The sequence below is a fragment of the Actinomyces haliotis genome (genome assembly GCF_015355765.1).
Lineage (GTDB): Bacteria > Actinomycetota > Actinomycetes > Actinomycetales > Actinomycetaceae > Actinomyces > Actinomyces haliotis.
Map to the genome: position 1 here is coordinate 232180 of NZ_JACWNA010000001.1, position 24588 is coordinate 256767.

Annotated in this window: 21 protein-coding genes; 5 read left to right on the top strand and 16 right to left on the bottom strand. The window is 73.4% G+C overall.

Annotated features, from left to right (window positions below; translation table 11 throughout):
* Nucleotides 1-4: 4 nt before the first annotated feature.
* The 6 genes from IXW69_RS00880 to IXW69_RS11960 form a co-directional block, all read right to left on the bottom strand.
* Nucleotides 5-1309 (bottom strand): nucleotide sugar dehydrogenase, encoded by a 1305-nt coding sequence (locus tag IXW69_RS00880; RefSeq protein WP_194784499.1) that lies wholly within the window; start codon nt 1307-1309, stop codon nt 5-7.
* Between the two features lie 87 nt (nt 1310-1396).
* Nucleotides 1397-3403, bottom strand: coding sequence for a DUF6541 family protein (locus IXW69_RS00885; RefSeq protein ID WP_194784500.1), 2007 nt, complete (start codon nt 3401-3403; stop codon nt 1397-1399).
* Nucleotides 3396-4751 (bottom strand): glycosyltransferase, encoded by a 1356-nt coding sequence (locus IXW69_RS00890; protein WP_194784501.1) that lies wholly within the window; start codon nt 4749-4751, stop codon nt 3396-3398. Before IXW69_RS00890 ends, IXW69_RS00885 begins: the two co-directional genes overlap by 8 nt.
* Nucleotides 4748-5860, bottom strand: a complete 1113-nt coding sequence (locus IXW69_RS00895; RefSeq protein ID WP_194784502.1) for a glycosyltransferase family 4 protein — start codon at nt 5858-5860, stop codon at nt 4748-4750. Before IXW69_RS00895 ends, IXW69_RS00890 begins: the two co-directional genes overlap by 4 nt.
* Complete coding sequence (locus tag IXW69_RS00900) at nt 5857-7122, bottom strand: glycosyltransferase family protein (protein WP_228524401.1); 1266 nt, start codon at nt 7120-7122, stop codon at nt 5857-5859. The genes IXW69_RS00895 and IXW69_RS00900 overlap by 4 nt, the downstream gene beginning before the upstream one ends.
* Before the next feature lie 112 nt (nt 7123-7234).
* Nucleotides 7235-8737 carry a glycosyltransferase gene (locus tag IXW69_RS11960; RefSeq protein ID WP_194784503.1) on the bottom strand — a complete coding sequence of 501 codons (1503 nt, stop codon included), beginning with the start codon at nt 8735-8737 and terminating at the stop codon, nt 7235-7237.
* 143 nt (nt 8738-8880) lie between these two features.
* On the opposite strand from IXW69_RS11960, the gene wecB reads away from it, so the two are divergent.
* Entirely contained in the window at nt 8881-9969 is a 1089-nt protein-coding gene (gene wecB / locus IXW69_RS00910) for a non-hydrolyzing UDP-N-acetylglucosamine 2-epimerase (RefSeq protein ID WP_194784504.1), read from the top strand.
* Nucleotides 9970-10041: 72 nt separating this feature from the next.
* Here the strand turns inward: wecB and IXW69_RS00915 are convergent, their stop codons facing one another.
* The 6 genes from IXW69_RS00915 to IXW69_RS00940 all read right to left on the bottom strand — a co-directional run bounded on the left by IXW69_RS00915 (nt 10042) and on the right by IXW69_RS00940 (nt 16235).
* Nucleotides 10042-10689, bottom strand: coding sequence for a glycosyltransferase family 4 protein (locus IXW69_RS00915; protein WP_194784505.1), 648 nt, complete (start codon nt 10687-10689; stop codon nt 10042-10044).
* Nucleotides 10690-10785: 96 nt separating this feature from the next.
* Nucleotides 10786-12174, bottom strand: a complete 1389-nt coding sequence (locus IXW69_RS00920; RefSeq protein ID WP_228524405.1) for a lipopolysaccharide biosynthesis protein — start codon at nt 12172-12174, stop codon at nt 10786-10788.
* Nucleotides 12174-13454, bottom strand: a complete 1281-nt coding sequence (locus IXW69_RS00925) for a glycosyltransferase family 4 protein (protein WP_194784506.1) — start codon at nt 13452-13454, stop codon at nt 12174-12176. The genes IXW69_RS00920 and IXW69_RS00925 overlap by 1 nt, the downstream gene beginning before the upstream one ends.
* Nucleotides 13451-14449: a Gfo/Idh/MocA family protein gene (locus IXW69_RS00930; RefSeq protein WP_194784507.1), complete on the bottom strand. Its 999-nt coding sequence runs from the start codon at nt 14447-14449 to the stop codon at nt 13451-13453. Before IXW69_RS00930 ends, IXW69_RS00925 begins: the two co-directional genes overlap by 4 nt.
* A 2-nt stretch (nt 14450-14451) precedes the next feature.
* The gene (locus IXW69_RS00935; RefSeq protein WP_194784508.1) at nt 14452-15591 is read right to left on the bottom strand and encodes a DegT/DnrJ/EryC1/StrS family aminotransferase; all 1140 of its coding nucleotides are present in this window, start codon (nt 15589-15591) and stop codon (nt 14452-14454) included.
* The gene (locus tag IXW69_RS00940; protein WP_194784509.1) at nt 15591-16235 is read right to left on the bottom strand and encodes an acyltransferase; all 645 of its coding nucleotides are present in this window, start codon (nt 16233-16235) and stop codon (nt 15591-15593) included. The genes IXW69_RS00935 and IXW69_RS00940 overlap by 1 nt, the downstream gene beginning before the upstream one ends.
* A 137-nt stretch (nt 16236-16372) precedes the next feature.
* Here IXW69_RS00940 and IXW69_RS00945 point away from each other — a divergent pair, with 137 nt between their 5' ends.
* Nucleotides 16373-17083, top strand: coding sequence for a glycosyltransferase family 2 protein (locus tag IXW69_RS00945; RefSeq protein WP_194784510.1), 711 nt, complete (start codon nt 16373-16375; stop codon nt 17081-17083).
* Nucleotides 17084-17126: 43 nt separating this feature from the next.
* Nucleotides 17127-17546 (top strand): DUF2304 domain-containing protein, encoded by a 420-nt coding sequence (locus tag IXW69_RS00950; RefSeq protein WP_194784511.1) that lies wholly within the window; start codon nt 17127-17129, stop codon nt 17544-17546.
* 5 nt (nt 17547-17551) lie between these two features.
* Here IXW69_RS00950 and IXW69_RS00955 read toward each other — a convergent pair whose 3' ends face one another.
* A complete protein-coding gene (locus tag IXW69_RS00955) occupies nt 17552-18436 on the bottom strand; it encodes a glycosyltransferase family 2 protein (protein WP_194784597.1) in 885 nt (294 codons plus the stop codon).
* A gap of 173 nt (nt 18437-18609) precedes the next feature.
* On the opposite strand from IXW69_RS00955, the gene IXW69_RS00960 reads away from it, so the two are divergent.
* Nucleotides 18610-19854, top strand: a complete 1245-nt coding sequence (locus IXW69_RS00960) for an LCP family protein (protein ID WP_194784512.1) — start codon at nt 18610-18612, stop codon at nt 19852-19854.
* A 577-nt stretch (nt 19855-20431) separates the two neighbouring features.
* Entirely contained in the window at nt 20432-21364 is a 933-nt protein-coding gene (locus tag IXW69_RS11430; RefSeq protein WP_323745097.1) for an LCP family protein, read from the top strand.
* An 82-nt stretch (nt 21365-21446) separates the two neighbouring features.
* On the opposite strand, the gene galE is transcribed toward IXW69_RS11430, so the two are convergent.
* The 3 genes from galE to IXW69_RS00980 all read right to left on the bottom strand — a co-directional run bounded on the left by galE (nt 21447) and on the right by IXW69_RS00980 (nt 24459).
* Nucleotides 21447-22436, bottom strand: a complete 990-nt coding sequence (gene galE, locus IXW69_RS00970) for a UDP-glucose 4-epimerase GalE (protein ID WP_194784514.1) — start codon at nt 22434-22436, stop codon at nt 21447-21449.
* Between the two features lie 136 nt (nt 22437-22572).
* Nucleotides 22573-23097, bottom strand: coding sequence for a 5-(carboxyamino)imidazole ribonucleotide mutase (gene purE, locus IXW69_RS00975; RefSeq protein ID WP_194784515.1), 525 nt, complete (start codon nt 23095-23097; stop codon nt 22573-22575).
* Between the two features lie 75 nt (nt 23098-23172).
* The gene (locus IXW69_RS00980) at nt 23173-24459 is read right to left on the bottom strand and encodes a 5-(carboxyamino)imidazole ribonucleotide synthase (protein ID WP_407646506.1); all 1287 of its coding nucleotides are present in this window, start codon (nt 24457-24459) and stop codon (nt 23173-23175) included.
* Between the last annotated feature and the right edge of the window lie 129 nt (nt 24460-24588).

A 24588-nucleotide genomic window follows, 5' to 3' on the forward strand; every position in this document is an offset into this window, starting at 1 on the left:
GGCCTCACTCGCCCCCACCGATGACGAGGCGAGGCGTGCCGGCCCACAGAGCCGGGTCGGTCGCGCGGCGGCCGTCGAGGAGGAGCCGCACGCCGGGCAGCTGGTCCGGGGTGAGGTCGCGGTACTCGGGGTGGTCGGCCTGGACGATCGCGACGTCCACGGGCTCGCCGAGGTGGTAGGCGGTCCAGCCGAAGCCGGCGAGCTCCTCGTCGGTGTACATCGGGTCCTGGACGAGGACCTCGGCGCCCTTGGCGCGCAGGGCCTCGACGGTCGGGAAGACGCCGGAGAAGGCGGTCTCCTTGACCTTGCCGCGGTACGAGGCGCCAAGGACGACGACGCGCAGCCCACTGAGGTCGCCGAGGACCTCCTCGGCGCGGCCGACGACGTAGTCGGGCATCGTCGCGTTGAAGGTGCGAGCGGTGCGCACGACGGAGGCGTCGGGGTCCGTGGACAGGTAGAGGCGCGGGTAGACGGGGATGCAGTGGCCGCCGACGGCGATGCCGGGGCGGTGGATGTGCGAGTACGGCTGCGAGTTGCAGGCGTCGATGACCTTCTCGATGTCGAAGCCGGCCTTGTCCGCGTAGACGGCGAACTGGTTGGCGAGCCCGATGTTGACGTCGCGGTAGGTGGTCTCGGCGAGCTTGGCCATCTCGGCGGCCTCGGCCGTCCCCATGTCCCAGACGCCGTTCGGACGCGGGAGGTCGGGGCGCTCGTCGAAGTCGAGGACCTGCTCGTAGAACTCGATGCCCGCCTTGGTGCCGGCGTCGTTGAGGCCGCCGACGAGCTTGGGGTAGCGGCGCAGGTCCGCGAAGACGCGGCCGGTGAGGACGCGCTCGGGGCTGAAGACGAGGTAGAAGCCGTTCTCGTCGGCGCCCTCGGTGAGGCCGCTGATCTCCTCGATGAGGGGCTTCCAGCGGTTGCGGGTGGTGCCCACGGGCAGCGTGGTCTCGTAGGAGACGAGGGTGCCCGCCGTGAGGTGCTCGGCGAGCGACCGCGTGGCGGCGTCCATCCAGTCGAAGTCGGGCTCCCAGGTCTCGTCGTTGACGAAGAGCGGGACGACGAGGACGACGGCGTCGGCGCCGGGGATCGCCTCGGAGTAGTCGGTGGTGGCGCGCAGGGCGCCGGCGGGGACGAGGCGCTCGAGCTTCTCCGCCAGGTGGGCCTCACCGGGGAAGGGCTCGCGCCCGGCGTTGACGGCCTCGACGGTCTTCGGGTTGACGTCGACGCCGATGACCTCGTGGCCCTTCTCGGCGTACTGGACGGCCAGCGGCAGTCCGATCTTTCCCAGGGCGACGACGGCGATGCGCATTCAGCGGCCTTCCGAGTGGTGATCCGTGTGGTCAGGGCGCCGTCGCCGCGCCGTGTCGGTGCGCGGGAGCCAGGGCGTCCACGGCCGTCATCGTACCCATCCGCACCCGGAGATGAGCCAGAGGCTGCGAGTGCCGTCGGAGGCCACGAGGGTGAGCTCGCTGCGCGGGACCTGGCTCAGCTCGTTCTGCCACTTGGGCAGAGCGCCTCCGCCGGGGGCGCCGCCGCCGGTGCGGTCGGTGTCCGTGTAGTAGTAGTGGGCCCCGAGGCTGTCGAGGTCGCGGCAGACCTGGGGGTCGGTGCCGAGCCAGGCGGTGTTCGCGGCAACGTAGCTTCGCAGCTCCTCGGAGTTGGGGCGCAGCGAGGGGTAGACGACGTCGGTGCCGGTGAGCGACCAGTAGTAGGCGGAGCCGTTGGTCGGCTCCCCCAGCACGACGGCGCCGGCGGGCAGCTTCTTGGCCGAGGACTCGAGGAACTGGGCCTCGCCGGTGGAGAGCATGACGGGCCAGACGAGCTTGTCGCTCTGGTAGGCGTAGGCCGTGACGCGCCAGTGCTCGACGGTCCGCTGCACGGCGATGATGACGGGCACGACCGTGTAGGCGACTGCGAGCAGGGCGGCGAGGACGGCGATCACCGGGCGCCGCAGGCCCGTGAGGGAGCCCGCCGTCGCGAGCCGCAGGCGCGCGGCCTCGAGCCCGGTCATGGCGAGCACGAGGACGGGAATCTCGAGGACGGGGAGGATCCGGGCCCGTTGCTTGTACCAGGGCGAGGCGAGCAGGCCGATGGGTGTCGAGGTCCAGATCGTCCCGAGGAAGACGATGACGACGAGAACGACGGCGAGGACCGCCCACCGGTTGCGGTGCCTGCGCACGGCCGGGACGATCCCGAGGAGGGCGAGGACGGTGAGCCACAGCGCGCCGTCGCCCCCGTAGGGGATGAGGTTGATCATGTCGTCGTCGCGCAGCATGCCGAGGACGAGGCTCTTGACGCCCCCGGTCTTCCGCCAGTAGCCGGCGAGCATGTGGAGCTGGTCCCGGAACCCGAGCAGCCCGACGAGCACGACGAGCACGACGAGGCCCACGAGAAGGACGACCGTGCTCCGGGACCGGCCCCCGGCGGCCCAGCGGTGGCGGAGCCACCGCCAGCCGACGATGAGGAGGGTCGGCACGGCGATGAGGGCGAGGTTGAAGGCGGCGGTGCCGTGGACGTAGATGACGCCCAGCACGGCGAGCAGAGCAGCCACGAGTCCGCCCGCTCGCGAGACCGAGGCGCGCCGCCGGACCTCGACGGAGCTCGGGCGCATCACCATGACGAGGCCGAGTACCCCCGGGAGGAGGCACACGGACCAGCCGTAGGGCCACAGGGTCGTCATCATGACGACGGGTGCGGTGGCGAAGATGGAGGCGAAGGCGCCGACGAGAAGCGGGAGGCCGTCGCGCACGCGACGTGAGGTCGGCGCGAAGGAGGCCCCCAGGACGGAGGCCATGCCGAGCGGCCAGACGACGGCGAGCCCGGCGATGACGGTGAGGTTGGCGGCCGCGGAGACCGAGGTCGGCAGGATGGCGACGAGGGAGTGCCAGCCCGCGGGGTAGAAGTGGACGGAGCCCCAGTACATCTCGGGGAAGGCGCCCACGGGGAAGGCGTCCTGACCGCGGCGCAGGTAGGCGACGGCGTTGAGGTGGAAGACGCCGTCGGAGGCCTGGAGCGGGGTGGCGATCCCCTTCATGCCCCGGAACACGGCCCAGCCTGCGGTGGCGGCGGCCGCCGCCAGGGCAGCGAGGAGCGGCCACCACGGCCGTGGAGCGCGGGCAGCACCCGCGGCGGCGAGCCGGGCGCGCGCCCCGTGCGTGATGAGCCGACCGACGAGGACGCCGACCGCCGTCGCCACGACGAGCCCGATGGCGACGTTCCTCAGGGTCCAGGCGACGTGGGCCTCGTGCATGACGACGGCGAGCCCGCCGAGGAGGAAGGCGAGGACGGCGGGCGCCCCGCCGAGCGCCTGGAGACGCAGGACGAGGAGCGAGCGCAGGACGAGGTAGCCCGGAACAAGCAGCAGGACGAGGAGCAGGGCCCCGGCGAGCAGGGTCTCAGCCACGGCGCCCGCTCACCCCACCGGGGCGTCCCGGTGCGTCCGGGACGTGGCGGGCCAGGAGGGAGGCGGCCATGAAGCGCAGCGGCGCCTCGCGGGCGAGGAGCGCTCCCGGCTCGCGGGTGAGGACCGTCCCGGGGCGACCGTGGTGGCGGCGGGCCTCACCCCGGGCGATGAGCTCGGCGGCGGGGACAGAGACGTCGAGGCAGGCGTCGAGGAGGTCGCGGTCGGCTCTCGACAGGACGCGCTCGTAGCCGGGGGCGACCGCAGCGAGGTGCCGCGCGGTGGCGGCGAGGTCGGCGCGCTCGTCGGCCGTCCAGATCTCCTCGTGGGAGCGGTAGTGGACGGCTCCGAAGACGTGGATGCGGGTCATCTTGGTGGCGAGGGCGCGCCGGGTGGGCAGCGGCAGCTCCGCCCACCAGCTCTCGTCCAGCATGCGGTCGAGGAAGCCGAGCTGCTCAGCCATGGGGCGCACGACGTAGGTGACCCGGTCACCGGCGTCCTCCCCGATGAGGTAGGCGGGGCCGGTGGCGTCGTAGGCGGTCGGCACCGTGGCCATGAAGCGGGTGACCATGGCGACGTCGCCGCCGACGCCGGCGCCCTCGACGAGCGCCAGGCCCTCGCGCCGCAGGGCGGCGACGCTCATGAGTCCGAGCGGTGCGCTGCGGTAGGCGAGCCGGTCCGCCACGAGGTCAGCGCGCGCGGCGCCGCGCGCGAGGTGCGCAAGACGCACACGGAGGTCCCGCGACAGGCTCCGGCCGAGCCGCCCGGGGTCGCCGAGGGCCGTGAGGGCGGGAGCCGCGAGTCGGCTCGGGCGCGGCGCGGGAGTGGGGACGTGGTTGCTCGGCGTTCCGAGGGCGAGGCGAGGGACGACGAACTCGGCGCCGGCGGCGCGGGCGAGCCGGAGCCAGGAGGCGACGGCGCCGGGCAGAAGGGAGTCGTCGGAGCCCACGATCGAGACCCAGGGGGTGCGGGCCGCGCGCATACCGGCGTTGAAGGGGCCGGAGGCGGAGGGGCGCGGGTCGGCGTGCTCGAGGTAGCGGACGCGGTCCCGGTGCTCGGGCGCGATGGCCGCGGCGATCTCCTCCGCGGGCCGGTTGTGGCAGGCGACGGTGACGGCGGCCTCGGGGTTGCCGTCGAGGACGGAGGCGACGGCGCGGGCGACGGGGCGGGCCGGGTTGTGGCAGGCGATGACGACGTCGACGGCCGGCGCCGGGCCGAGCGCGGTCGTGCCGAGGTCGGTGCGCTCGACCGTGGAGGGGCCGAGCGCGCGGCGCCCGGGGCCCGGCTCGGCGACGGTGCTCGGGCCGGGCCCGGTGGGGACGTCGGCGGCGTGGCGGCCGGCGGGGCTCATGACCATCCCTCCGTGCGCGGGGCGAGGGCCTCGCGATAGACGCGGTGGTAGCCGGCGGCGACGACCGGTGACGAGAAGGCGTCGCCGATGGTCGCGCTGATCTCCTCGGCGCCGGTGCTGAGGGTGGCGGCGTCGAGGTCGATGACCGCGTCGGCCCAGACGGCCGGCTCCCTGGACGCGACGAGGCGGGCGGTGGCGTGCGTGAGGTACTCGTCCTGGCCTCCGGCCGTGCCGACGACGACGGGTCGTCCGGCGATGACGGCCTCGGCCGCGGAGACGAAGAAGTTGTCGCCCTTGGTGGGGCCGAGGAAGAGGTCAGCCTCGGCGAGGGCGGCGCGGACGCCCTCGCGGTCGAGGGTCCCGAGGAGCCGGATCCTCTCGGTGACGCCGAGCTCGGCGGCGAGGGCGAGGACCTCGTCGTGCAGGGGGCCCTCCCCCGCCCAGGCGAGGTGCGCGTCGACGTCACGGCCGGCGAGCTCGGCGACGGTGCGGACGGCGAGCAGCGGGTCCTTGCGGTCGATGAGACCGCCGACGCTCACGAGCTGGAGGCGCCCGTCATGGCGGGGGCGGCGCGGTGCAGGCTCGTAGGGCTCGACGATGCAGGGCACGACCCGCGTGGGGCGCTCGCCACGGACGGCGCGCACGGGCCGGGCGAGGTAGTCGCACACCGTCGTGACGACGTCGGGCAGGGCGAGGAGCCTCGACAGCGCCGGTAGAGCGGCGCGGCCCGCGCGGCCGAGGGTCTCGGGGTTCGTGAGGGCCGACCAGTGCTCGGTGTGGACCCACGGCGCCTGCGGACGGGCGAGGGAGAGCGGCTCGAGGCTGGAGAAGGCCATGGAGTGCACGAGCTGCGCGCCCGCGAGCGCGGGCCGGAGCCTCGCGGAAGCGAGGGCGACGGAGGCCGGGTCGGCCGGGTTCATGGGGATCCGGAGGACCTCGACGCCCTCGTGGGTGAGGCGGCGCGTGCCGTCGTCGTCCGCCGGCGGCACGAGGTGCACGAGGCGGACGTCGTGCAGGGCCTGGAGCGCGTGGACGTCGCGCAGCACGAAGCTGCCGCGGCTGGGAGCCTGCTGCGTGGGGAACCAGGTGGTGACGGCGGTGATCCTCATGCGCGGTCCTCCTCGGCGAGCTCGATGGACGGGTCGACGGCGGCCGCCCGGCGAGCGAGGGCGGCGACGGCGCGGCGCCAGCCGCCGACCTGCTCCTGGGCGGAGAGCTCGTGGGCGGCGCGGTGGGCGGCCGCCTTCCCGGCGGTGACGACGTCGTCGGTGAGGGCGTCGATGGAGCGCGCGAGGGACGCGGCGGTGAAGTCGTCGGTGACGAGGCCGAGCTCGTGCTCGCGCACGAGGCGCTCCATCTCCGGGCTCGGCGAGACGACCGTGGCGAGGCGGGCCTGCACGAAGTCGAACAGCTTGTTCGGCAGGGTGTGCTTGTAGTTGAAGGAGACCGGTGGGATGGAGAAGACGCCGACGTCGTATCCGGCGAGGGTGTCGATGAGCTCGGCGTAGGGCACGGGGTCCATGACGCGCACGCGACCGGCGGGCAGGGCGGCGGCCTGCTCGCGGAGCGACGCGATGACGGAGGGGTCGTTGCGGGTGAGGTAGAGGTCGAGGGCGGCGTCGCGTGTGGTGAGCCCCATGGCCTCGATCATGATCTCGAGGTGGCGGTCGGGCAGGGCGGCGCCGGAGTGGACGAGCCGCAGGGGGCGCCCCGGACCGGTGGCGACGGGGGCGGGCTCTGCCTCCCGGTAGGGGGTGGCGTTGGTGACGACGCCGGCGTCGATCCCGTACTCCTCGCGGTACGCGTCGGCGAGTCCCTGGGCGACCGTGGTGACGGAGTCGGCGCGGGTGACGTAGGTGCGGCAGAGCCAGCGGACGTAGGGAGCGACGAAGAGCCGCCAGCGGCGCACGCCCTCCTTCTGACGGGGCGCGTACTCGTGGAGGTCGGAGTGCACACCGCCGAGCGGCTGGAGCCAGAGGGCGAGGGGCACGGTCTCGGCGTCGTCGGCGAGGACGACGTCGTAGTCACCCGGAGCGAGGTGCTCGCGGGCCCAGGCGACGACCTCCTGGGCGGCCTGGGCGCGCTCGAAGCGGCGGGCCATGACGAGGGCGCGGTCGAGGCGCCAGGAGACGAGCTCGTCGGGGATCCGGACGTGGTGGGCGACGCCGGCGGGGGCCTCGCCGTAGCCGCAGGTGGTCAGCTCGTAGTCGGTGGAGAAGAGCCTCACCTGCTTGAGGACTCGCGCGTCGGAGACGATCGGGGAGAAGGACAGGATGAGGAGGCGCGGGCGTCGGCGCGCCTCGGGCGTGCGGCTGCCGCGTCCGGCGAGGACCTCGCGACCGACCGAGTGGCTGACCTCGTGGCTCGTCATCGCGTGCTGCCTCCCTGTGCTCGTCCCGCTCGCGGCGTGCGCAGGACCGTCTCCGGCGGTCCCCGAGCCGCGTCCACCCATCGTAGTGGGCCCGGAGCGCCCTCCGGTCACGTCACCGCTGGTGACGGCCCAGGACGGCGTCGACGTACGGCGCGGGGACGTCCTCGGGGCGCAGGTGCTCGGCCACCCACGCGGAGGCCTCGAGCCCGGCGCGCTCGCGCGCGGTCGGCTCGGCGTGGTCGAGGATCCGGCGCGCGGCGGCCTCGCGGTCGGCGACGATCCACGTCTCGGGGTAGATGGAGCGGGCGCCGCCGGCCCATCGCTCGGCGTCAGGCCAGGCGCGCACGACGGGCACGCAGGCCGCTGCGGCGCCCTCGGCGACGGACTCGTGGGTGCCCTCGTGCCGTGAGGAGGAGAGGATGAAGCCGGCGCGGCGCAGGAGGTCGGGGACGTCGTCGCGGCGGCCGAGGACCTCGACTGCGTCGCCGAGGTCGGCGATCCGCGCCTCGGCCTCGCAGGCGTAGGCCTCGTCGCGGGCGACGCTGTGCGCGGGACGGGGTCCCACGAGGATGAGTCGCCACCCGGGATCCTCCTGCCGCAGGCTCTCGAGGACGTCGAGGGTGAAGAGGACGTCCTTGACGGGGGTGGCCCAGCCGACCTGGATGAGGGTGCGCTCAGCGCCGGGCTCCTTGGTGGTGGTGAAGCGCGTGTAGTCGTGGGGGTTGCGGACGGTGCTGACGCGGTGGGCCTGGGCGAGGCGGGGTGTCGCGGCCGCGAGCGCGTCGCGCACGGACGGGGAGATGAGGAGCATCTCGTCGACGTTGGCGAAGTCCGCGAGGAGCGGGTAGGGGGTCATGCCCTCGTAGCGGTGGAGGCGACACACGAGACGGGTGCTCCCGAGGTCCATGAGGCTGAGCCAGGCGAAGGGGTAGGCCCCCCACTCGACGAAGAGCGTGTCGGTGCTCTCGAGGTGCCGGGCGAGGTGGTCGGGGACGGCGGGGCGCTCGCCGGTGAGGGCGAAGCGGGCGCGGGCGCGGACGGCGCGCCGGTGGGCGGGGCGCTGGTCGGGCGGGAGGGCCGCGAGGTCGAGGCGGCTCCAGCTCAGGGGGCCCGTGGGGGCGCCGGTGGCCTCGACGAGGCGGTCGAGGAAGGTCCACGAGGAGTGGCAGGCGGCGAGGGCCCTCGGGCCTCCGGCGTGCTCGGCGCGGACGGGGTCCGGGGCGAGGAGGAGGCGACGGCCGGTCTCGGACTCGCGGAAGGGTGCGAGGAAGTCCTCGGGGGCGGCCAGGACGGGTGAGCTGGCGTAGGAGTGGTGGACGGTCGGGTGGAAGGCGAGCTGGAGGGCCTCGTCGAACCACTCTGTGGTCCAGTCGAGGTCGCCGCGCGCGAGCGCCGCGTCGGCGCGCTCGAGGATCCGGGTGAGGGTGGCAGCGAGGTCGTCGGGGCGGCGTCCCGCGGTGAGCTCGTCGCGCGCCGTGACGAAGGCGGCGAGGGCCCCGGCCGCCCCGGGCCGGTCAGCCGTCGGCGCTGCCCAGCCACGCGAGGGCAGCCGCTGGAGGAGCGGCGAGACGGTCTCGACGGCGCGGCGTCGGAGGGGACGTGCTGAGGGGCTCACGCGGTCACGGTATCGCCCGAGCCGGGGCGGCGTCGGCGCCCGGCGTGGGCTGGCGGCGTCGAGGAACGCGACGGTCGCCCCCGAGGCGCGGTCTCCGTCTCGTCGCACCCGCGCGAAGCCACCGGTCGCCTAGAGTCCTGCCCGTGAAGGTCCTCTCCGTCGTCGGCGCACGCCCGCAGTTCGTCAAGCTCGCCCCCATCGACCACGCCTTCCGCGCGGCCGGGATCGAGCACGTCATCGTCCACACGGGGCAGCACTACGACCCGATGCTCTCCGACGTCTTCTTCCGGGACCTGGGGATCTCGGAGCCGGACGTCCACCTCGGCGTCGGCTCCGGCAGCCACGGCCGACAGACGGGTGCGATGCTCGCCGCCATGGACGAGGTCCTCGAGACCCACCGCCCCGACTGGGTGCTCGTGTACGGGGACACCAACTCGACCCTCGCCGGGGCCCTCGCGGCCGTCAAGCTGCACGTCCCGGTCGCCCACCTGGAGGCGGGCCTGCGCTCCTTCAACCGGGCGATGCCCGAGGAGGTCAACAGGGTCCTCACCGACCACGCGTCGGACCTCCTCCTCACCCCGACGGAGGTCGGAGCCGCGCACCTGGCGGACGAGGGCCTGGCCGAGCGCACCGTCGTCGTCGGCGACGTCATGACGGACGTCCTGCTCCAGGTGCGCGACGAGGTCGCCAGCTCCCCCTCTCCCGTCATGACCGAGCTCGGTCTCCCCGACGGCGGCTACTCGCTCGCGACGATCCACCGCGCGGAGAACACGGACGACCCCGAGCGCCTGCGCACCGTCCTGGAGTCCCTGGCCGGCGTCGACCACCCGGTCGTCCTGCTCGCGCACCCCCGGCTCGTCGCGAAGTGCGCCGAGCGCGGGATCCCGCTCGTGGACGCGGGCAGCCTGCGGATCCACCCGCCGCTCGCCTACCCCGAGCTCATCGCCTCGGCCCTGCACGCCCGCGGCGTCGTCACGGACTCGGGCGGCCTGCAGAAGGAGGCCTTCCTGCTCCGCGTGCCGTGCACGACGGTCCGCCCGCAGACGGAGTGGGTGGAGACGGTGGACCTCGGGTGGAACGTGCTCGTCGAGCCCGGCCCGGGGCTCGTCGCCGCGGCGTCCCGACCGCGCCCGGCCGAGCCGGACGCCGAGGTGGCCCATCCCTACGGGGACGGGCACGCCGCGGAGCGCGTCGCCGAGGTGCTGGCGGGCACAGGCGTCTCAGAGCGCTGACCCGCGCGGCGGCGGGCCCCGAGGACCCGCCGTGCGCCGTCGTGGCCGGCTCTCGTCAACGGGACCACCGGCTCAGCAGTCGACGTTGTCGGTCCGGACCCGCTCGAGCTCGACGGCTCCCACGGCCTGCGCGTACAGGCTGCTCGTGCCCTGGGCGAAGGCCGCGTCCTCGACCGTCGGAAGGACCCGCCACGCGCCCACGTGCCAGGCGCGGGTGAGCCGCTCGCGCAGCTCCTCGGTGTCGGCAGCCCTGATGGCCACCCGCTGCAGGTCCGCGCGCACCCGGCCGGCGCCGGGGCCGGGCTCGTCGGCGCTGCTCCCGCCGTGGGTGGACAGGACGACGCCGCAGCCGAGGACCGCTCCCGCGAGCGCGGTCATGTGGACGGCGGGGACGACGCCGAGACCGTGGACGACGTCGGGGCTGCCCGCCTGGGCCACGTAGGCCTCCAGGGCCTGCCGTGTGCGACGGCGCAGGAGAAGTCCGCTGCCTCGACCGCCTCTGGGGCTCGCCGAGCCGGCTCCTCCCTCCTCGACGAGCGTGATGCCGTCGACGACACGCATCTCCAACGGAGCCCGGCGCTCGAGCAGACCGCCCGGGGCGAGGGCGATCGCGCCCACGGTGTGCCCTGCGCGTCGCAGGGCGGCCGCGAGCTCAGGGACGGGACGTGATCCGTCGGTCGGGCTCTCGTCCCACGCGGGGGCGAGGAGGAGGACGTGCACGGCAGCTCCTGTCTCGAGAGGGGCACGACGTCGTCGTCGCGCTCCCCCATTGTCAGTCATCGGCGTCGCAGACGGGGAGCCCGCGGGCGAGTTGCCTTACTCGTCCGGCTCGTCGATCTCGCGCTCGACCTCGGCCTCGACGGCCTCGGCCGCGAGGGCCTCTGCCTTGTCCGCCGGCGGGTGACGGTCGAAGTAGCGGGCCGCCCGGATCGCCAGGCCGGTGTTGATGAGCAGCAGCACGGTCATGGCGCCGCCCAGGGCGTAGATGGTCGTGAGAAGCGGCCAGGGGCTCAGCGCCAGGATGGACAGCGGCACGGCGCAGTAGACGCAGGCGAAGGCGAGCATGACCTGCTGGCGCTCGGCGACGATGAAGGTCGTCGAGATCGGCGAGGTCACGATCGTCATGAACAGCCACGGGGTGAGGGCCCGGGCGAAGTCCCCGGAGGCGACGTACTGGTCCCCGAACACGAAGGGGAAGACCCACGGGCTCACCAGGTAGATGAGCGCGAAGGGGATGATCCCGGCGAGGAAGGCCCGCTTGGCGACCCACCTCACGAGCGGCTCCATCTCACCGGGCTTGAGCGTCGTGAGCTTCTGGAAGAAGACCTGGCTGATCGCGCTCTGGATGAGCGACATGGGCACCTGGAGCATCGTCCAGGCGAGGTTGAACTGGCCGAGGGACCGCAGCGAGGCCTCGCCGACGAGCAGCGTGATGCCGTTGGTGCGGATGGCGTCGACGAGCGCGTTGGGGCCGTTGAGCAGCGGCATCTTGCGGTAGCGGTAGGCCATGGAGCGGATCGAGGGGGCGTCGTCGGGCAGGGGCTCGCGCAGCTCCTTGGCCCGCAGCCCCAGGTTCGCCCAGGCGTAGAGCTGACCAGCGATCATCCCGAGGAAGAGGCCGACGACGTTGGTGAGCCCGACGACGCCGACGGCGAGCTGGCCGGCGGAGGAGCCGACGGACTGCTGGGCGCGATTGACGGCGATGCGCTTGTAGTCGGACTTCCGGTTGTACCAGTACTGGAGGACGTTGACCTCGGCCAGGAGGAACACGGACAGGCCGACGAGGCAGAGGAGGTCCGCGAGGACCCAGTCGTCTCCGTAGTGGGCGGCGACCCACGGGCGGGCGAGCACGGCGACGAGGCTCGCCAGGGCGGAGACGACGATGATGGACCGGGTCGCGAGGCGCTTGAGGACCCGGGCGTCGGTGTCGGACTCGGGCAGCATCATCGTCATGTCGAAGCGCAGCGAGGCGATGGCGACGACGAGGGAGGCGATCGAGGCGAAGACGCCGATGCGGCCGTAGTCGGTGTCGGTGAAGATCCGGCGCAGCGGGATCGACAGGAGCATCGAGCCGGCCTGGGCGATGACCGTCCCGGACATGAGGGTGAGGGAGTGGCGCAGCACCGGCGAGGACGCCAGCCTGGCGCGCGCCCAGCCGAGGGGCCCGCGGCGGGGCGTCTCGACCCCGCCCGCGGGTGCCGTCATCAGCGGGCCGTCCTGGTCAGGAGGAGCTCGGCGGCGCGGCCGAGGGCCGTCTGCATCGAGCGGTTCTCGAGGACCCACTGGCGTCGCAGGCTGGCGCGGTCGCGCCGGGCCGTGCCGCCGGCCGTCGCGTCGGCGTCGTCGGCCTCCCGCTCGGCGAGGGCGGCGAGCACCGCGTCGGCGACGAGCGCCGGGTCGTAGTCGACGGCCCAGCCGAGCCCGGCCGCGGGGACGTCGGTGCGCGCGGGCCCGGGGCCGGCGTAGACGACGGGCGTGCCGCAGGCGAGGGCCGCGAAGATCTTGGTCGGGTAGGCGAAGTCGTAGCCGAGGCCCGGCTTGATGGAGACGACGGAGGCGAGGGCCCCGCGCTGCCAGGCGGCGGCCTCCTCGGGCGGGGCGAGGGGCTCGAAGCGGACGCGGGCGTCGCCGTCGGCCGCGGCCTGGAGCGCCTCCCAGTCGCTGCCCTGGCCGAGGAAGACGAGCTCGACCTCGGGGCGGGTCTCGTGGACGATCCGGAGCGCCTCGACGAAGACGCGAGCGCCCTGCCACTCCGAGGCGGTGCCCGCGTAGAGGAGGTACGGCGCCTCGGGCGCGCGCGGCGCCGTCGCCCCGTCCGTCGTGAAGACCTCGGTGTCGATGCCGTTGGGGACGACCGTGACCGCGCGGCCCCCGAGCTCGCGCACCCGGTCGGCGACGCCGTGGTTGACGGCGAGGACACGGCTCGCGCCCGACAGCGCGAAGCGCTCGACGAGGCGGAGCGCGGCGACGACCCAGTCCGGGGCGCCTGTCGACTCGGAGGCGTCGGACCAGACGTCGGCGGCGTAGTAGACGTAGGGGACGCCGCGCAGGGCCGCGGCGAGGCGGACGACGGCGCCCGTGGTGGGCGGCGGCTCGGCGACGAGGAGGTTGGGGCGCGGCCCGGCGAGCAGGCGCGCTGCGAGCGGCACGTCGAAGCTCATGTACTGGGCGTAGCCGCGGATGTAGCCGGACTCGTCGCGCAGGGTCCGTGCCGAGCGGACCTCGACGCCCGGGTCCTCGGGCGCGAGGGCACCGGGCGGGGTCGAGGTGAGGACGGTGACGCGGGCGTCGCGGTCCGCGAGCGCCCGGGCGAGGCCGCGCAGGCGCAGGGCGGCCGCGGCCGCCTCCGGGGCGTAGAGGCGCGTCGCGATCGTGACCCGCGGGGCCCGGTCCTCAGGTGCGGCGGTGGGGCGCCGGAGCCCGGCCAGGACGACGCCGGCCCCCGCCGCGGCGGCGGCGAGGGCCAGTGCGGAGCGGGTCCTCACAGCTCGACGGTCCTGTTCTCCGCGGCGGAGGTGAGGACGGCGTCGATGACCTCGAGGGTGCCCACGCCCTCGGCCATGGTGACGATCCCGGAGGCGTCGCCGCCCACGGCGTCGCGGAAGTGCTCCTGCTCGAGGGCGAGGGGCTCGCGCTTCTCGATCGCGAGGCGGGTGACGTCGCCCTCCGTGACGCCGCGGAAGTTGGCGACCTGGTCCCAGGTGTTCTCGATGGTGCCGTTGGCGTAGAAGGTCAGGTCCCCGGTCAGCGTGTCAGCGACGAAGGAGCCCTTCTCGCCCGTGACGATCGTGACCCTCTCCTTGAAGGGGGTGAGCCAGTTGATGACGTGGGAGACGATGACGCCGTTGGTGAGGCGCCCGGAGGCGACCACCATGTCCTCGTTCTCGCGGCCGGACCGGTGGGCGACCTGCGCGCTGACGTTGGCGTAGGGGGCGTCGGCGACCCAGGCGGTGAGGTCGATGTCGTGCGTGGCGAGGTCCTTGACGACGCCGACGTCGCTGATGCGGGCCGGGAAGGGGCCCTGCCGGCGGGTGAGGACCTGGTAGACCTGCCCGAGCTCGCCGGCGTCGAGGCGCTCGCGCAGGGCGCGCAGGGCCGGGTTGCAGCGCTCGACGTAGCCGACGGCGCCGACGAGGCCCTTGTCCGCGAAGGCCTCGGCGACGCGGCGCCCGGCCTCGGTGGTGTGGGCGATGGGCTTCTCGACCATCGTGTGGACGCCGGCCTCGGCCAGGGCGAGGGCGACCTCCTCGTGGTAGACGGTCGGGACGGCGACCATGGCGGCGTCCAGGCCGGCGTCGATGAGGGCGTGCACGTCGGGCAGGAGCTCGAGGTCCCCGGCGACGCCGAACTTGTCGCCCGCCGGGTCCGCGACGGCGACGAGGTCCATGCCCTCGGTGGCGCGGATGACGCGGGCGTGGTGGCGCCCCATGGAGCCGAGGCCGATGAGGCCGACGCGCAGGTTCTTGCCGCTCTCGCTCATGCTCAGGCACCCGCCTTCGCGACGGCGGTGACGGCCTCGACGATCCGGTCGAGGTCCTCGGCGGACAGGGAGGGGTGGACCGGGAGGGAGAGGCACTCGCGAGCGGCCTTCTCCGTGCCGGGCAGCTCGAGGCCCTCGGCGAAGGGAGCGAGGGAGTCGAGCCGGTGGTTCGGGATCGGGTAGTAGACGCCCGAGCCGACCTGCCACTCGTCCTTGAGGGCGGCCTGGGCGGCGGTCCGCTCCTCGCCCGTGGCCCCCTCGAGGCGGATCGTGTACTGGTGGTAGACGTGCCGGTAGCCCTCGGGGACGGTGGGGGTGACGACGCCGGCGACACCGGCGAGGCCCTCGTCGAGGGCGGCGGCGTTGGCCTGGCGCTTCTCGGTCCATCCCTGGAGCTTGGTGAGCTGGACGCGGCCGACCGAGGCGTTGACGTCGGTCATGCGGTTGTTGAAGCCGACGAGCTCGTTGGCGTACTGCTTCTCCATGCCCTGGTTGCGCAGGAGACGGACGCGGCGGGCGAGCTCGGCGTCACCGGTGGTGACCATGCCGCCCTCGAGGGCCGTCATGTTCTTCGTCGGGTAGAAGGAGAAGGAGCCCCACTCGCCGAAGGTGCCGACGGGCTTGCCGTCGATGGCGGCGGCGTGGGCCTGGGCGCAGTCCTCCCAGACCTTGAGGCCGTGCTTCTCGGCGATGGCGAGGATCTCCGGCATGTTGGCCGGCAGGCCGTAGAGGTGGACGACCTCGATGGCCACGGTCCGCTCCGTGATGGAGGCCTCGACGCTCGCTGGGTCGAGGGTGAAGGTGACCGGGTCGATGTCGGCGAAGACAGGGCGCGCGCCGGTGGCGGCGACGGAGTTGCCGGTGGCGGCGAAGGTGAAGGACGGGACGATGACCTCGCGGTCGCGCAGGGCGGCGGGGTCGGTCTCGTTGAAGGAGGCCAGCGACGCGAGGTGCTGGGCCGAGGTGCCGGAGTTGACGGCGACGGCGTGGGCCCCGGCGGCGACCTGGGCGCCGAACTCCTCCTCGAAGGCCTTGACCTGGGGCCCCTGGACGACCATGCCGGAGGCGAGGACGGCGTCGACGGCGGCACGCTCCTCGTCGCCGATGATCGGCTTGGCTGCGGGGATGAACTCGCGTGACATCAGTGGGTGACCTCTCGGATGGTGGTGTCGGATTCTGTTGCGGTGGGGGCGACCTCCTCGAAGAGGTCCCCGGTGACGGGGCAGCGCCAGCGCGGCGCCGCGTCGGAGTGGTCGGGGTCCCCGGCGGGGACCGCGACGAGCGGCTCGCCCGCCCGGCCGACCCAGCCGATGCGGCGCGCCGGGACGCCGGCGACGAGGGCGAAGGCGGGGACGTCCTTGGTGACGACGGCGCCGGCGGCGACCGTCGCCCAGGCGCCGACGGTGACGGGCGCGACGCAGACCGAGCGGGCGCCGATCGCGGCCCCCTCCTCGATGGTGACCCCGACGGGCTCCCAGTCCGAGGCGGACTTGAGGGAGCCGTCCGGGTTGACGGCGCGGGGGAAGTGGTCGTTGGTGAGGGTGACGGCGGGGCCGATGAAGACGCCGTCGGCGAGGCGGGCTGGCTCGTAGACGAGCGCGTAGTTCTGCACCTTGCAGCTGCGTCCCATGACGACGCCCTCGCCGATGTAGGCGCCGCGCCCGACGATGCAGCCCTCCCCGAGCTCGGCGTGCTCGCGGACCTGCGCGAGGTGCCAGACGCTCGAGCCGTCGCCGATGACGGCCTCCTCGGAGACGTCGGCGGACGGTGCGATGCGCGTGGACATGGGACTCCTGGTGTGCTGACGGCGTCGGCTCACCCGCGCCGGCGCGGAAGGAACGTGCGCTCCGGCACGGACGGGCGCCCACAGTCTAAGCCGCGGCCGTGCGAGAATGCCGTCCACCCGAGGGAACGGCAGGACGGATGACGGTGAGAGACGCGGCGGAGGCCGGCGCGCTGGGCGCGCCGATCGAGGACGCCTGGCTCGTCGTCCCGCTGTACAACGAGGCCACGGTCGTCCGCGGTGTCATCGAGCGGGCGCGCGAGGTCTTCCCCCACGTCGTCGCCGTCGACGACGGGTCCAGTGACGCCTCGGCGCGCGAGGCCCGAGCCGCGGGCGCCGTCGTGGTGCGCCACCCCATCAACCTCGGCCAGGGCGCCGCCCTCCAGACCGGCTTCAGCTACCTCGTCGAGCGGACGAGCGCCCGGTACGCCATCACCTTCGACGCGGACGGCCAGCACTCCGTCGCCGACGCCGCCGCCATGGTGGCCCGTGCCCGCGAGGAGGACCTCGCCGTCGTCCTCGGCTCGCGCTTCCTCGACGGATCGACACAGGTCGGCTGGCTCAAGCGCCTCATCCTGCGCACCGCCGCCGTGGTGAGCTCGCGCTCCTCGGGCATGCACCTCACGGACGCCCACAACGGGCTAAGGCTCATCCGCCGGGACGCGCTCGAGCAGCTCGACCTCCACCAGAACCGCATGGCGCACGCCAGCGAGATCGTTCGGCAGCTCGGCGGGACCGGTCTGCCGTGGGCCGAGCACCCGGTCCACATCGCCTACACGGACTACTCGAGGTCGAAGGGGCAGTCCCTGTGGAACTCCGTGAACATCCTCGTCGACCTGCTCTTCTCATGACCGCCGTCGTCGCCCACCACCGGACCGTCCAGGGAGGACACGCATGAGGACCCAGCTCGTCATCCAGGTCGTCCTCATCGTCGCCGTCGCGGCGATGGGGTGGATGATGCTCCGCTCCCCCGGCGGCGCGCGCCACCTCGCCGCACGGCGGCTGGTGACCCTGGCCTTCGTGCTCTTCGCCATTGTCGCGATCATCACGCCGTCGCTCGTGACCGGGCTGGCGCACCTCATGGGCGTCGGGCGCGGGGCGGACCTGCTCCTCTATGCCCTCGTCATCGCCTTCCTCGCCTCGTTGCTCTCATCGTTCCGCAGGAACGCGGCGATGGAGCGACGCCTGACCCGCCTCGCGCGACGCGTCGCGCTCGACGACGCACCCAGCCCGGACGGGAGCGAACCCGTGGGCACCGGCGGGGCTGCGGGCGCCGGACCGGCGCAGGAGCCGCCCCAGCGCGAGACGCGCTGAGACGCCTACCGGCGCGGCGTCGTCCTCACCGCGACCTCCTCGCGGGCACGCAGCCCGGCGGACAGCGCCCACCGCAACGGGGCCTGCCACGGCGCTGAGTAGGCACGGCTGAGGTAGCGACGTGCTGACGCGTGGTGGGCTCGCACCATCGCCTCTGGACGGGCGCGCCAGCTTGCGCCCTGGTCGTGAACGACGACAGCGTCCGCAACCTGGAGGTTCGTCCAGCCCGCCGCGCCCACCCGGGCACCGAGGTCGACGTCCTCGAAGAACATGAAGTACCCCTCGTCGAAGCCGCCGACGGCAGTCCACACCCGGGACGGTAGGAGGAGGCAGGCGCCCGAGAGCCAGCCGACCTCACGGAGCCCGCCCATCGCGCGGCCACGATAGGCAGCCGTGAACGGGTTGCCGGGCCACGCCCTCGCGAGGAGGGCGTGCCCCGTGCCGTTGACGAGCGACGGCAGGGCGCGGCCCGACGGGTAGACCGTCCCGTCAGGGTTGAGGATCCGCGGACCCAGGCAGCCGGCGTCGGGACGGGCGCCGGCGGCCGCGATGAGCGCGTCAAGGCTCCCCGGGCGCCAGACGATGTCCGGGTTCGCCACGACGAGCCAGTCCTCGGTCAGATCCTTCGCACCCAGGTTGGCGCCGGCACCGTAACCGCGGTTGGCACCGTCACCCATGACGACGGCGCCGTGACGCGACGCGGCGGCGCCGACGACGTCGTGCTCGGATCCGTTGTCGACCACGACGGCGCTCACGGCGTGCCTCGTCGACGCCCCGTGAAGCGTGTCGAGGAAACGATCGAGCTCCTCGCCCGGGTTGAAGGCCACGGTGACCACGCGAACCGACGCTGCACCGGTTTGGGCGAACGGCGCGGGCGGCTGGTCCGGCATCCTCGTGGCACTCACGGGGCGAGACTAGCCGAGGCCGTCCGGCCTCCGAGGCGACGCCCTCGGAGCCTTGACCGGCCGATCGAGACGAACCCCACGCGAGATGCCCCGAAGATCCTTCCTGAGGAGGACCCCGCCTTCCGGCAAGTCACAGGGGTCCTGCTTATTATCACTGGGTGTACTCCACCGTCACGCCGCACGCGCGGCACTCAGCGCGAGACTCACGTCGACACCTCGGGCGCCGCGTAGGCATCACGGTCCTCGCCGTCGTTCTGTTCCTCGTCTCAGGTGCGTGCTTCGCCCTCTGGGACCTCCAGCACCAGGTCAATCGCGTCGACGTCTCGAGCATGCTCGGGACCGACCGACCGACGCACGCGTCCACGACCGATTCCTACAAGGGACAGGCCGTCAACCTCCTCGTCCTCGGGTCGGACTCCAGGCAGGGCGACAACGACGTCGACGGCTCCGCCGCGACGGAGACGGTGGCCCGGTCCGACACGGCCATGATCATGCACGTCTCCGCCGACCGGAAGCGCATCGACGTCGTCTCGATCCCGCGCGACACACTCGTCAAGGTCCCGGACTGCAAGAGCTCGGACGGCTCGACCGTCTCCGGCTCGGACTCGGAGATGTTCAACCAGGCCTTTGCGAACGGCGCCGGGACGGGCAACGACGAGAACGCCATCGCATCCGGCGCGGCGTGCACGATCAAGACCGTCGAGAAGCTGACCGGCGTCTACATCGACGAGTACGTGGTCGTCGACTTCGACGGGCTCTCCAACATGATCGACTCGCTCGGCGGCGTCAAGGTCTACGTGTCCGAGGACATCGACGACACCGACTACACCGGGCTCGTGCTCAAGAAGGGCTGCTACACCATGGACGGAGCCACGGCCCTCAAGTACGCCCGCGTGCGCCACGGCGTCGGGGACGGCTCGGACATCCAGCGGATCGCGCGCCAGCAGAACCTCATGAGCGCGATGCTCCGGACCGCCAAGGAGAAGAGCCTCCTCACCAATGCCGACGACCTCTACTCCTTCGCGAAGTCCGCCCTCGCCTCGCTCACGACGTCGCCGGGCATCGGCTCGCTGTCGACGCTGGCGGGCCTGGCGCAGTCCATCCAGGACCTCGGGATGAACAACGTCAATTTCGTGACGATGCCCAACGAGGCCCCAGCTTGGAACCCGAACCGCGTCGTGCCCACTGACGAGGCGGACCAGGTCTGGGCGGCCCTCAAGGCGGACAAGCCCGTGCCGGACCAGACGGTCTCCGTCGCCGCGGACGGGAGCACCCCGAGCGCCCACGCGACGGAGAGCGCGTCCGCGGAGGCCACGACGCAGAAGGCGGAGGCCACGACGACAGCCTCTGCCAAGGCGAGCAGCAAGGGGACGGCGGAGGACCCCGCGGCCCAGTGCCACTGATCCCCTCCCACGCACGTACCCGCACCACCGATCTGATCGAGGCGCACCTCCAGTGACTTCATCCTCCGACGGGCTTCCCCCCTCCTTCCGGCCGGGTGCCGGCTCGGGACCCCGCGGCCACCGCAGGCGTCCGGTGCCCCCCGCGCGCCGACCGCGCGGCGGCAGCGAGCCCGAGCGGACCCCCGCGGAGGACGGCTCCGAGGCCGCGACGCCCGCGGACGACGCACGTCGCGCGGAGGCCGCGCGCTCCCGACGAGGCTCCGCGCCGCCGGCAAGCCGCAACCGCGCAGCGCGCGGTCCGGCGCAGGGTCAGCGGCAGGGCGGAGCCTGTGCCTCCAGCCACGCCCGCCCTGGTTCGTCCGCGGTGCCCATCGGGAGGTCGGATTCTGCGCCCGCGCGGACGCGCGCGGTGCCGAGCACCTCGTCGCGGCGCGGTCCCGCACGTCCCGCAGCGACCACCAACGAGCCGGGCTCGGTCGGCGCGGCCCCCGCACGCGCCCGGTCAGGGGCGCAGGCCCCTGGACGCGATCAGCCCTCGCGGTCCGACGGGCCGGCACGCCGGCGCAGGAAGCACCCCGTGCTCCGCACCATTGCGCTCGTCCTCGTCCTCTTCCTCGCCCTCGTCGGGCTGAGGATCGCCTGGATCTGGCACCGCGTCGACTCCGGGATCACGAGGGCGGCCGCGCTCAGCTCGACGGGCACCTCGGACGGAGAGACCTGGCTCATCGTAGGATCCGACTCCCGTGCCGACGGAGCCGTCCAGGACGCCACGGAGGGCGCGCGCTCCGACTCGCTCATGGTCCTCAACCGGGCGCCCAACGGCGAGGCGACGCTCATCTCACTGCCTCGGGACACCTACGTCGACATCCCGGGCTACGGCGGCAACAAGATCAACGCCGCCTACTCCTTCGGAGGCGAGTCCCTGCTCGTCTCAACGGTGAACAACCTGACGAGCCTCACCGTCGACCACTACATCCAGGTCGGCATGGGCGGGGTCGAGGAGATGGTGGACGCAGTCGGCGGCGTCAACGTCTGCCTCGACTACGACGTCAATGACAAGGACTCGGGCCTCGTGTGGGACACCTCGCAGGGCACCTGTCAGGACGTCGACGGCGAGAAGGCGCTCCAGTACTCCCGGATGCGCAAGTCGGACCCGACGGGCGACATCGGGCGGGCCAAGCGTCAGCGAGCCGTGATCTCCGCCGTCGTGGCCAAGGCCGCGACGCCGTCGACCCTCGTCAACTTCTCGCGGCAGGACGCGATCATCGACGCCGGCACCGGCGCTCTGACCGCTGACAAGGGCACGACCACGGGCGACCTCCTCCAGATGATGGCGGCCTTCCACAAGGCCTCGAGCAACGGGCTCACGGGCGCCCCTCCGATCTCCTCGCTCGACTACGAGCCCGGCAGCATCGGCTCAGCGGTCCTCCTCCAGGACACGACGGCCCCCGACTTCTTCGCCAAGGTGAAGAACGGCTCGCTCACCACGAGCGACTTCAACCAGGGCTGAGTCAGCCACCCGATCACGGCCGGAGGGCCTGTCTCCCCTCGGGGAGACAGGCCCTCCGGCCGTGATGGCGTGCCGCGTCGGCTCAGGCGAAGTGCGGACGGTTCGGGTCCGCCTGCCAGGCGGTGAAGGAGGAGCTGACGATGTCGTCGAGGTCGTGCTCGGGGGTCCAGCCGAGGACGCGTCCGATGCGCGAGGCGTCGCCGATGAGCTGCGGCGGGTCGCCGGCGCGGCGGTCGAGCTCCTCCGGCTCGCGGTCGAGCCCCGTCGAGGCGATCACCTTCGAGACGACCTCGCGGACGCTCGAGCCCTTCCCGGTGCCGACGTTGAAGACGTGGTCGGTCATCTCCTGGCCGCCCGCGAGGTAGTCGAGGGCGGCGATGTGGGCCGCGGCGAGGTCCTTGACGTGGATGTAGTCGCGGACGCAGGTGCCGTCCGGCGTCGGGTAGTCGGTGCCGAAGATCTTCGGGGTCTCGCCGTTGGCGAGTCGCTCGAGGACCATGGGGATGAGGTTGAGGGTCGCCATGTCACCCAGGTCGTCCCAGCCGGCGCCGGCGACGTTGAAGTAGCGCAGCCCGGCCCAGCGAAGACCCCAGGCCCGCTCGGCGTCGGCCATCATCCACTCGCCGATGAGCTTCGTCTCGCCGTAGGGGTTGATGGGCCGGCAGTCGATGTCCTCGGGCACGACCTCGACCGGCGGCATGCCGTAGACGGCGGCGGAGGACGAGAAGATCATCTGCTCGACGCGCGCCTGGTCCATCGCGAGGAGCATGTTGGCCAGTCCCCCGACGTTCTGCTGGTAGTACCAGGCGGGACGGGCCACGGACTCGCCGACCTGCTTGCGCGCGGCGAAGTGGATGACCGCGGTGACCCCACGGCGCTCCATGAGATCCGTGAGGGTCTCGACCGCGCTGCCGGAGGCGACGTCGAGCTCGACGAGCGTCGCGCCCTCGACGCGCTCGGGCGTCCCGTAGGAGAGGTCGTCGACGACGATGACCTCCTCCCCACGCTCGAGGAGGAGACGGACCACGTGGGCCCCGATGTAACCGGCGCCGCCGGCGACCAAGATGCTCATGCCGCCAGCATATCGACGGGGTCTGTACGTGTCCTGTGTACGGATAGGGACGGGCAGTGGCCCGTCACGGTCGAGTGCGGCCTGACCACGGGGGCCCTCGCCGAGGGCGGCCCGGCTGAGCACGGCAGCTCGCGGCTCAGCCCTGGGAGCGGCGCTCGCGCAGGCGGGCGCCCTTCTCGTGCGCGACGCGGGACAGGTCCGCCTGGAAGTCGCGCATGGCGGCGCGGATGCGCTCCGCCTCAGCACCCTCGCCCGCCCCGAGGATCCGCGCGGCGAGGAGCCCGGCGTTGCGGGCACCACCGATGGAGACGGTCGCGACCGGGACCCCCGCGGGCATCTGGACGATGGAGAGCAGCGAATCCATGCCGTCGAGGTACTTCAGCGGCACGGGGACCCCGACGACGGGCAGCTCGGTGACGGCGGCGAGCATGCCGGGCAGGTGGGCCGCTCCCCCGGCGCCGGCGATGATGACGCGCAGCCCGCGGCCGGCTGCCTCGCGCCCGTACTCGATCATCTCGGTGGGCATGCGGTGGGCGGAGACGACGTCGGCCTCGTAGGCGATGCCGAGCTCGTCGAGGGCGTCGGCGGCGGCCTCCATCGTGGGCCAGTCGGAGTCTGACCCCATGACGATGCCGACGACGGGCTGCTGGTTCTCACTCATGCGGGTGTCCTTCCGGGACGCTGGTGGGCCGCGGTCAGGCTGGTCCCGACCGGGCTCGATGAGGGTGCGGGTGGCTCAGGCGTCGCCGCGCAGGATCGCGACGACGGCGCGGGCGCGCTCGCGCACGGCCGCGACCTCCGTGGGCTCGGCGCTGGCCCCGGTGAGGTTGACGTGGCCCAGCTTGCGGCCGGTGCGCCACCCCTTGCCGTACAGGTGGATCCGGGCCTCGGGCTCGAGCGCCATGGCGCGGGCCAGCGCCTCGGCGCCGGGCTCCTGCTCGCCGCCGAGGAGGTTGACCATGACGGTCGCCGGCGCCGTCGGTGCGGTGGAGCCGAGCGGGAGGTCGAGGACGGCGCGCAGGTGCTGGGCGAACTGGCTCGTGACGGCTCCGTCCTGCGTCCAGTGGCCGGAGTTGTGGGGGCGCATCGCCAGCTCGTTGACGTAGACGCGGGTCGGCTCGCCCGGGGTCTCGACGGCGAAGAGCTCGACGGCGAGCACGCCGGTGACGCCGAAGCGCTCGGCGACGGTGCGGCCGATGCGCTCGGCCTCCGCGGCCGCCGCGGCGTCGAGGCCCGGCGCGGGGGCGAGGACCTCGGAGCAGATCCCGTCGGCCTGGACGGTCTCGACGACGGGCCAGACGGCGACCTCGCCGCGGGGGCTGCGGGCCAGGAGGACGGCGAGCTCGCGGGTGAAGGGGACGGCCTGCTCGATGAGGAGGCTCGTGACGGCGCTGCCGCCGAGGCTGCCGCCGCCGCCCGCTCCGGCGCCATCGGCGTGTCCGGCCGCTGCTGCGGCGGTGGAGGCGATCCAGCCGGCGGCCTCGCCGTCGTCGAGCTCGGTAGCGGAGCGGACGAGGAGGACGCCGTGCCCGTCGTAGCCGCCGCGGGGGGTCTTGAGGACGAGCGGCCAGCCGTGCTCCTCGCCGAAGGTCAGCACCGCACCGCGCATCTCCGACTCGCTGCCCGCCGCCTCGGCCCAGGCGGGCTGAGGAAGCCCGGCCTCGCTCATGGCGCGGCGCATGGCAAGCTTGTCCCGGGCCAGCAGGAGCGCCTGGGCGCTCGGCTGCACGGAGACGCCCTCCTCGGCGAGCGCGAGGAGGAGCTCGTGGTCCTGGTGCTCGTGCTCGAAGGTGAGGGCGTCGGCAGGTCCGACCGCCTGGAGCCTCGGCGCGTCCTCGCCCTCGGTCACGGAGGCGCCCGAGACGAGGGCGCGGACGGCGGCCTCGTCGTCGGCGGCGCCGACGGGGGCGTCGACGGTGACCTGGGCGGTCGACCCGTCGGGAGCCTCGACGAGCGCGCGCAGGTGGATGCCGAGGCGCGCGGCCTCCTCCTGCATCATCCGGGCCAGCTGGCCTCCCCCGATGACGGCGACGACGGGAAGGTCGCCGTGGAGGGTGCCCTCTCGACCGGCGGGACGGCTCGTGGTGGACGGGGTGCTCGACTCGCTGCTGCTGGCTGCGCTCACCCCGCCAGGCTACCCGTGCTCGTACCC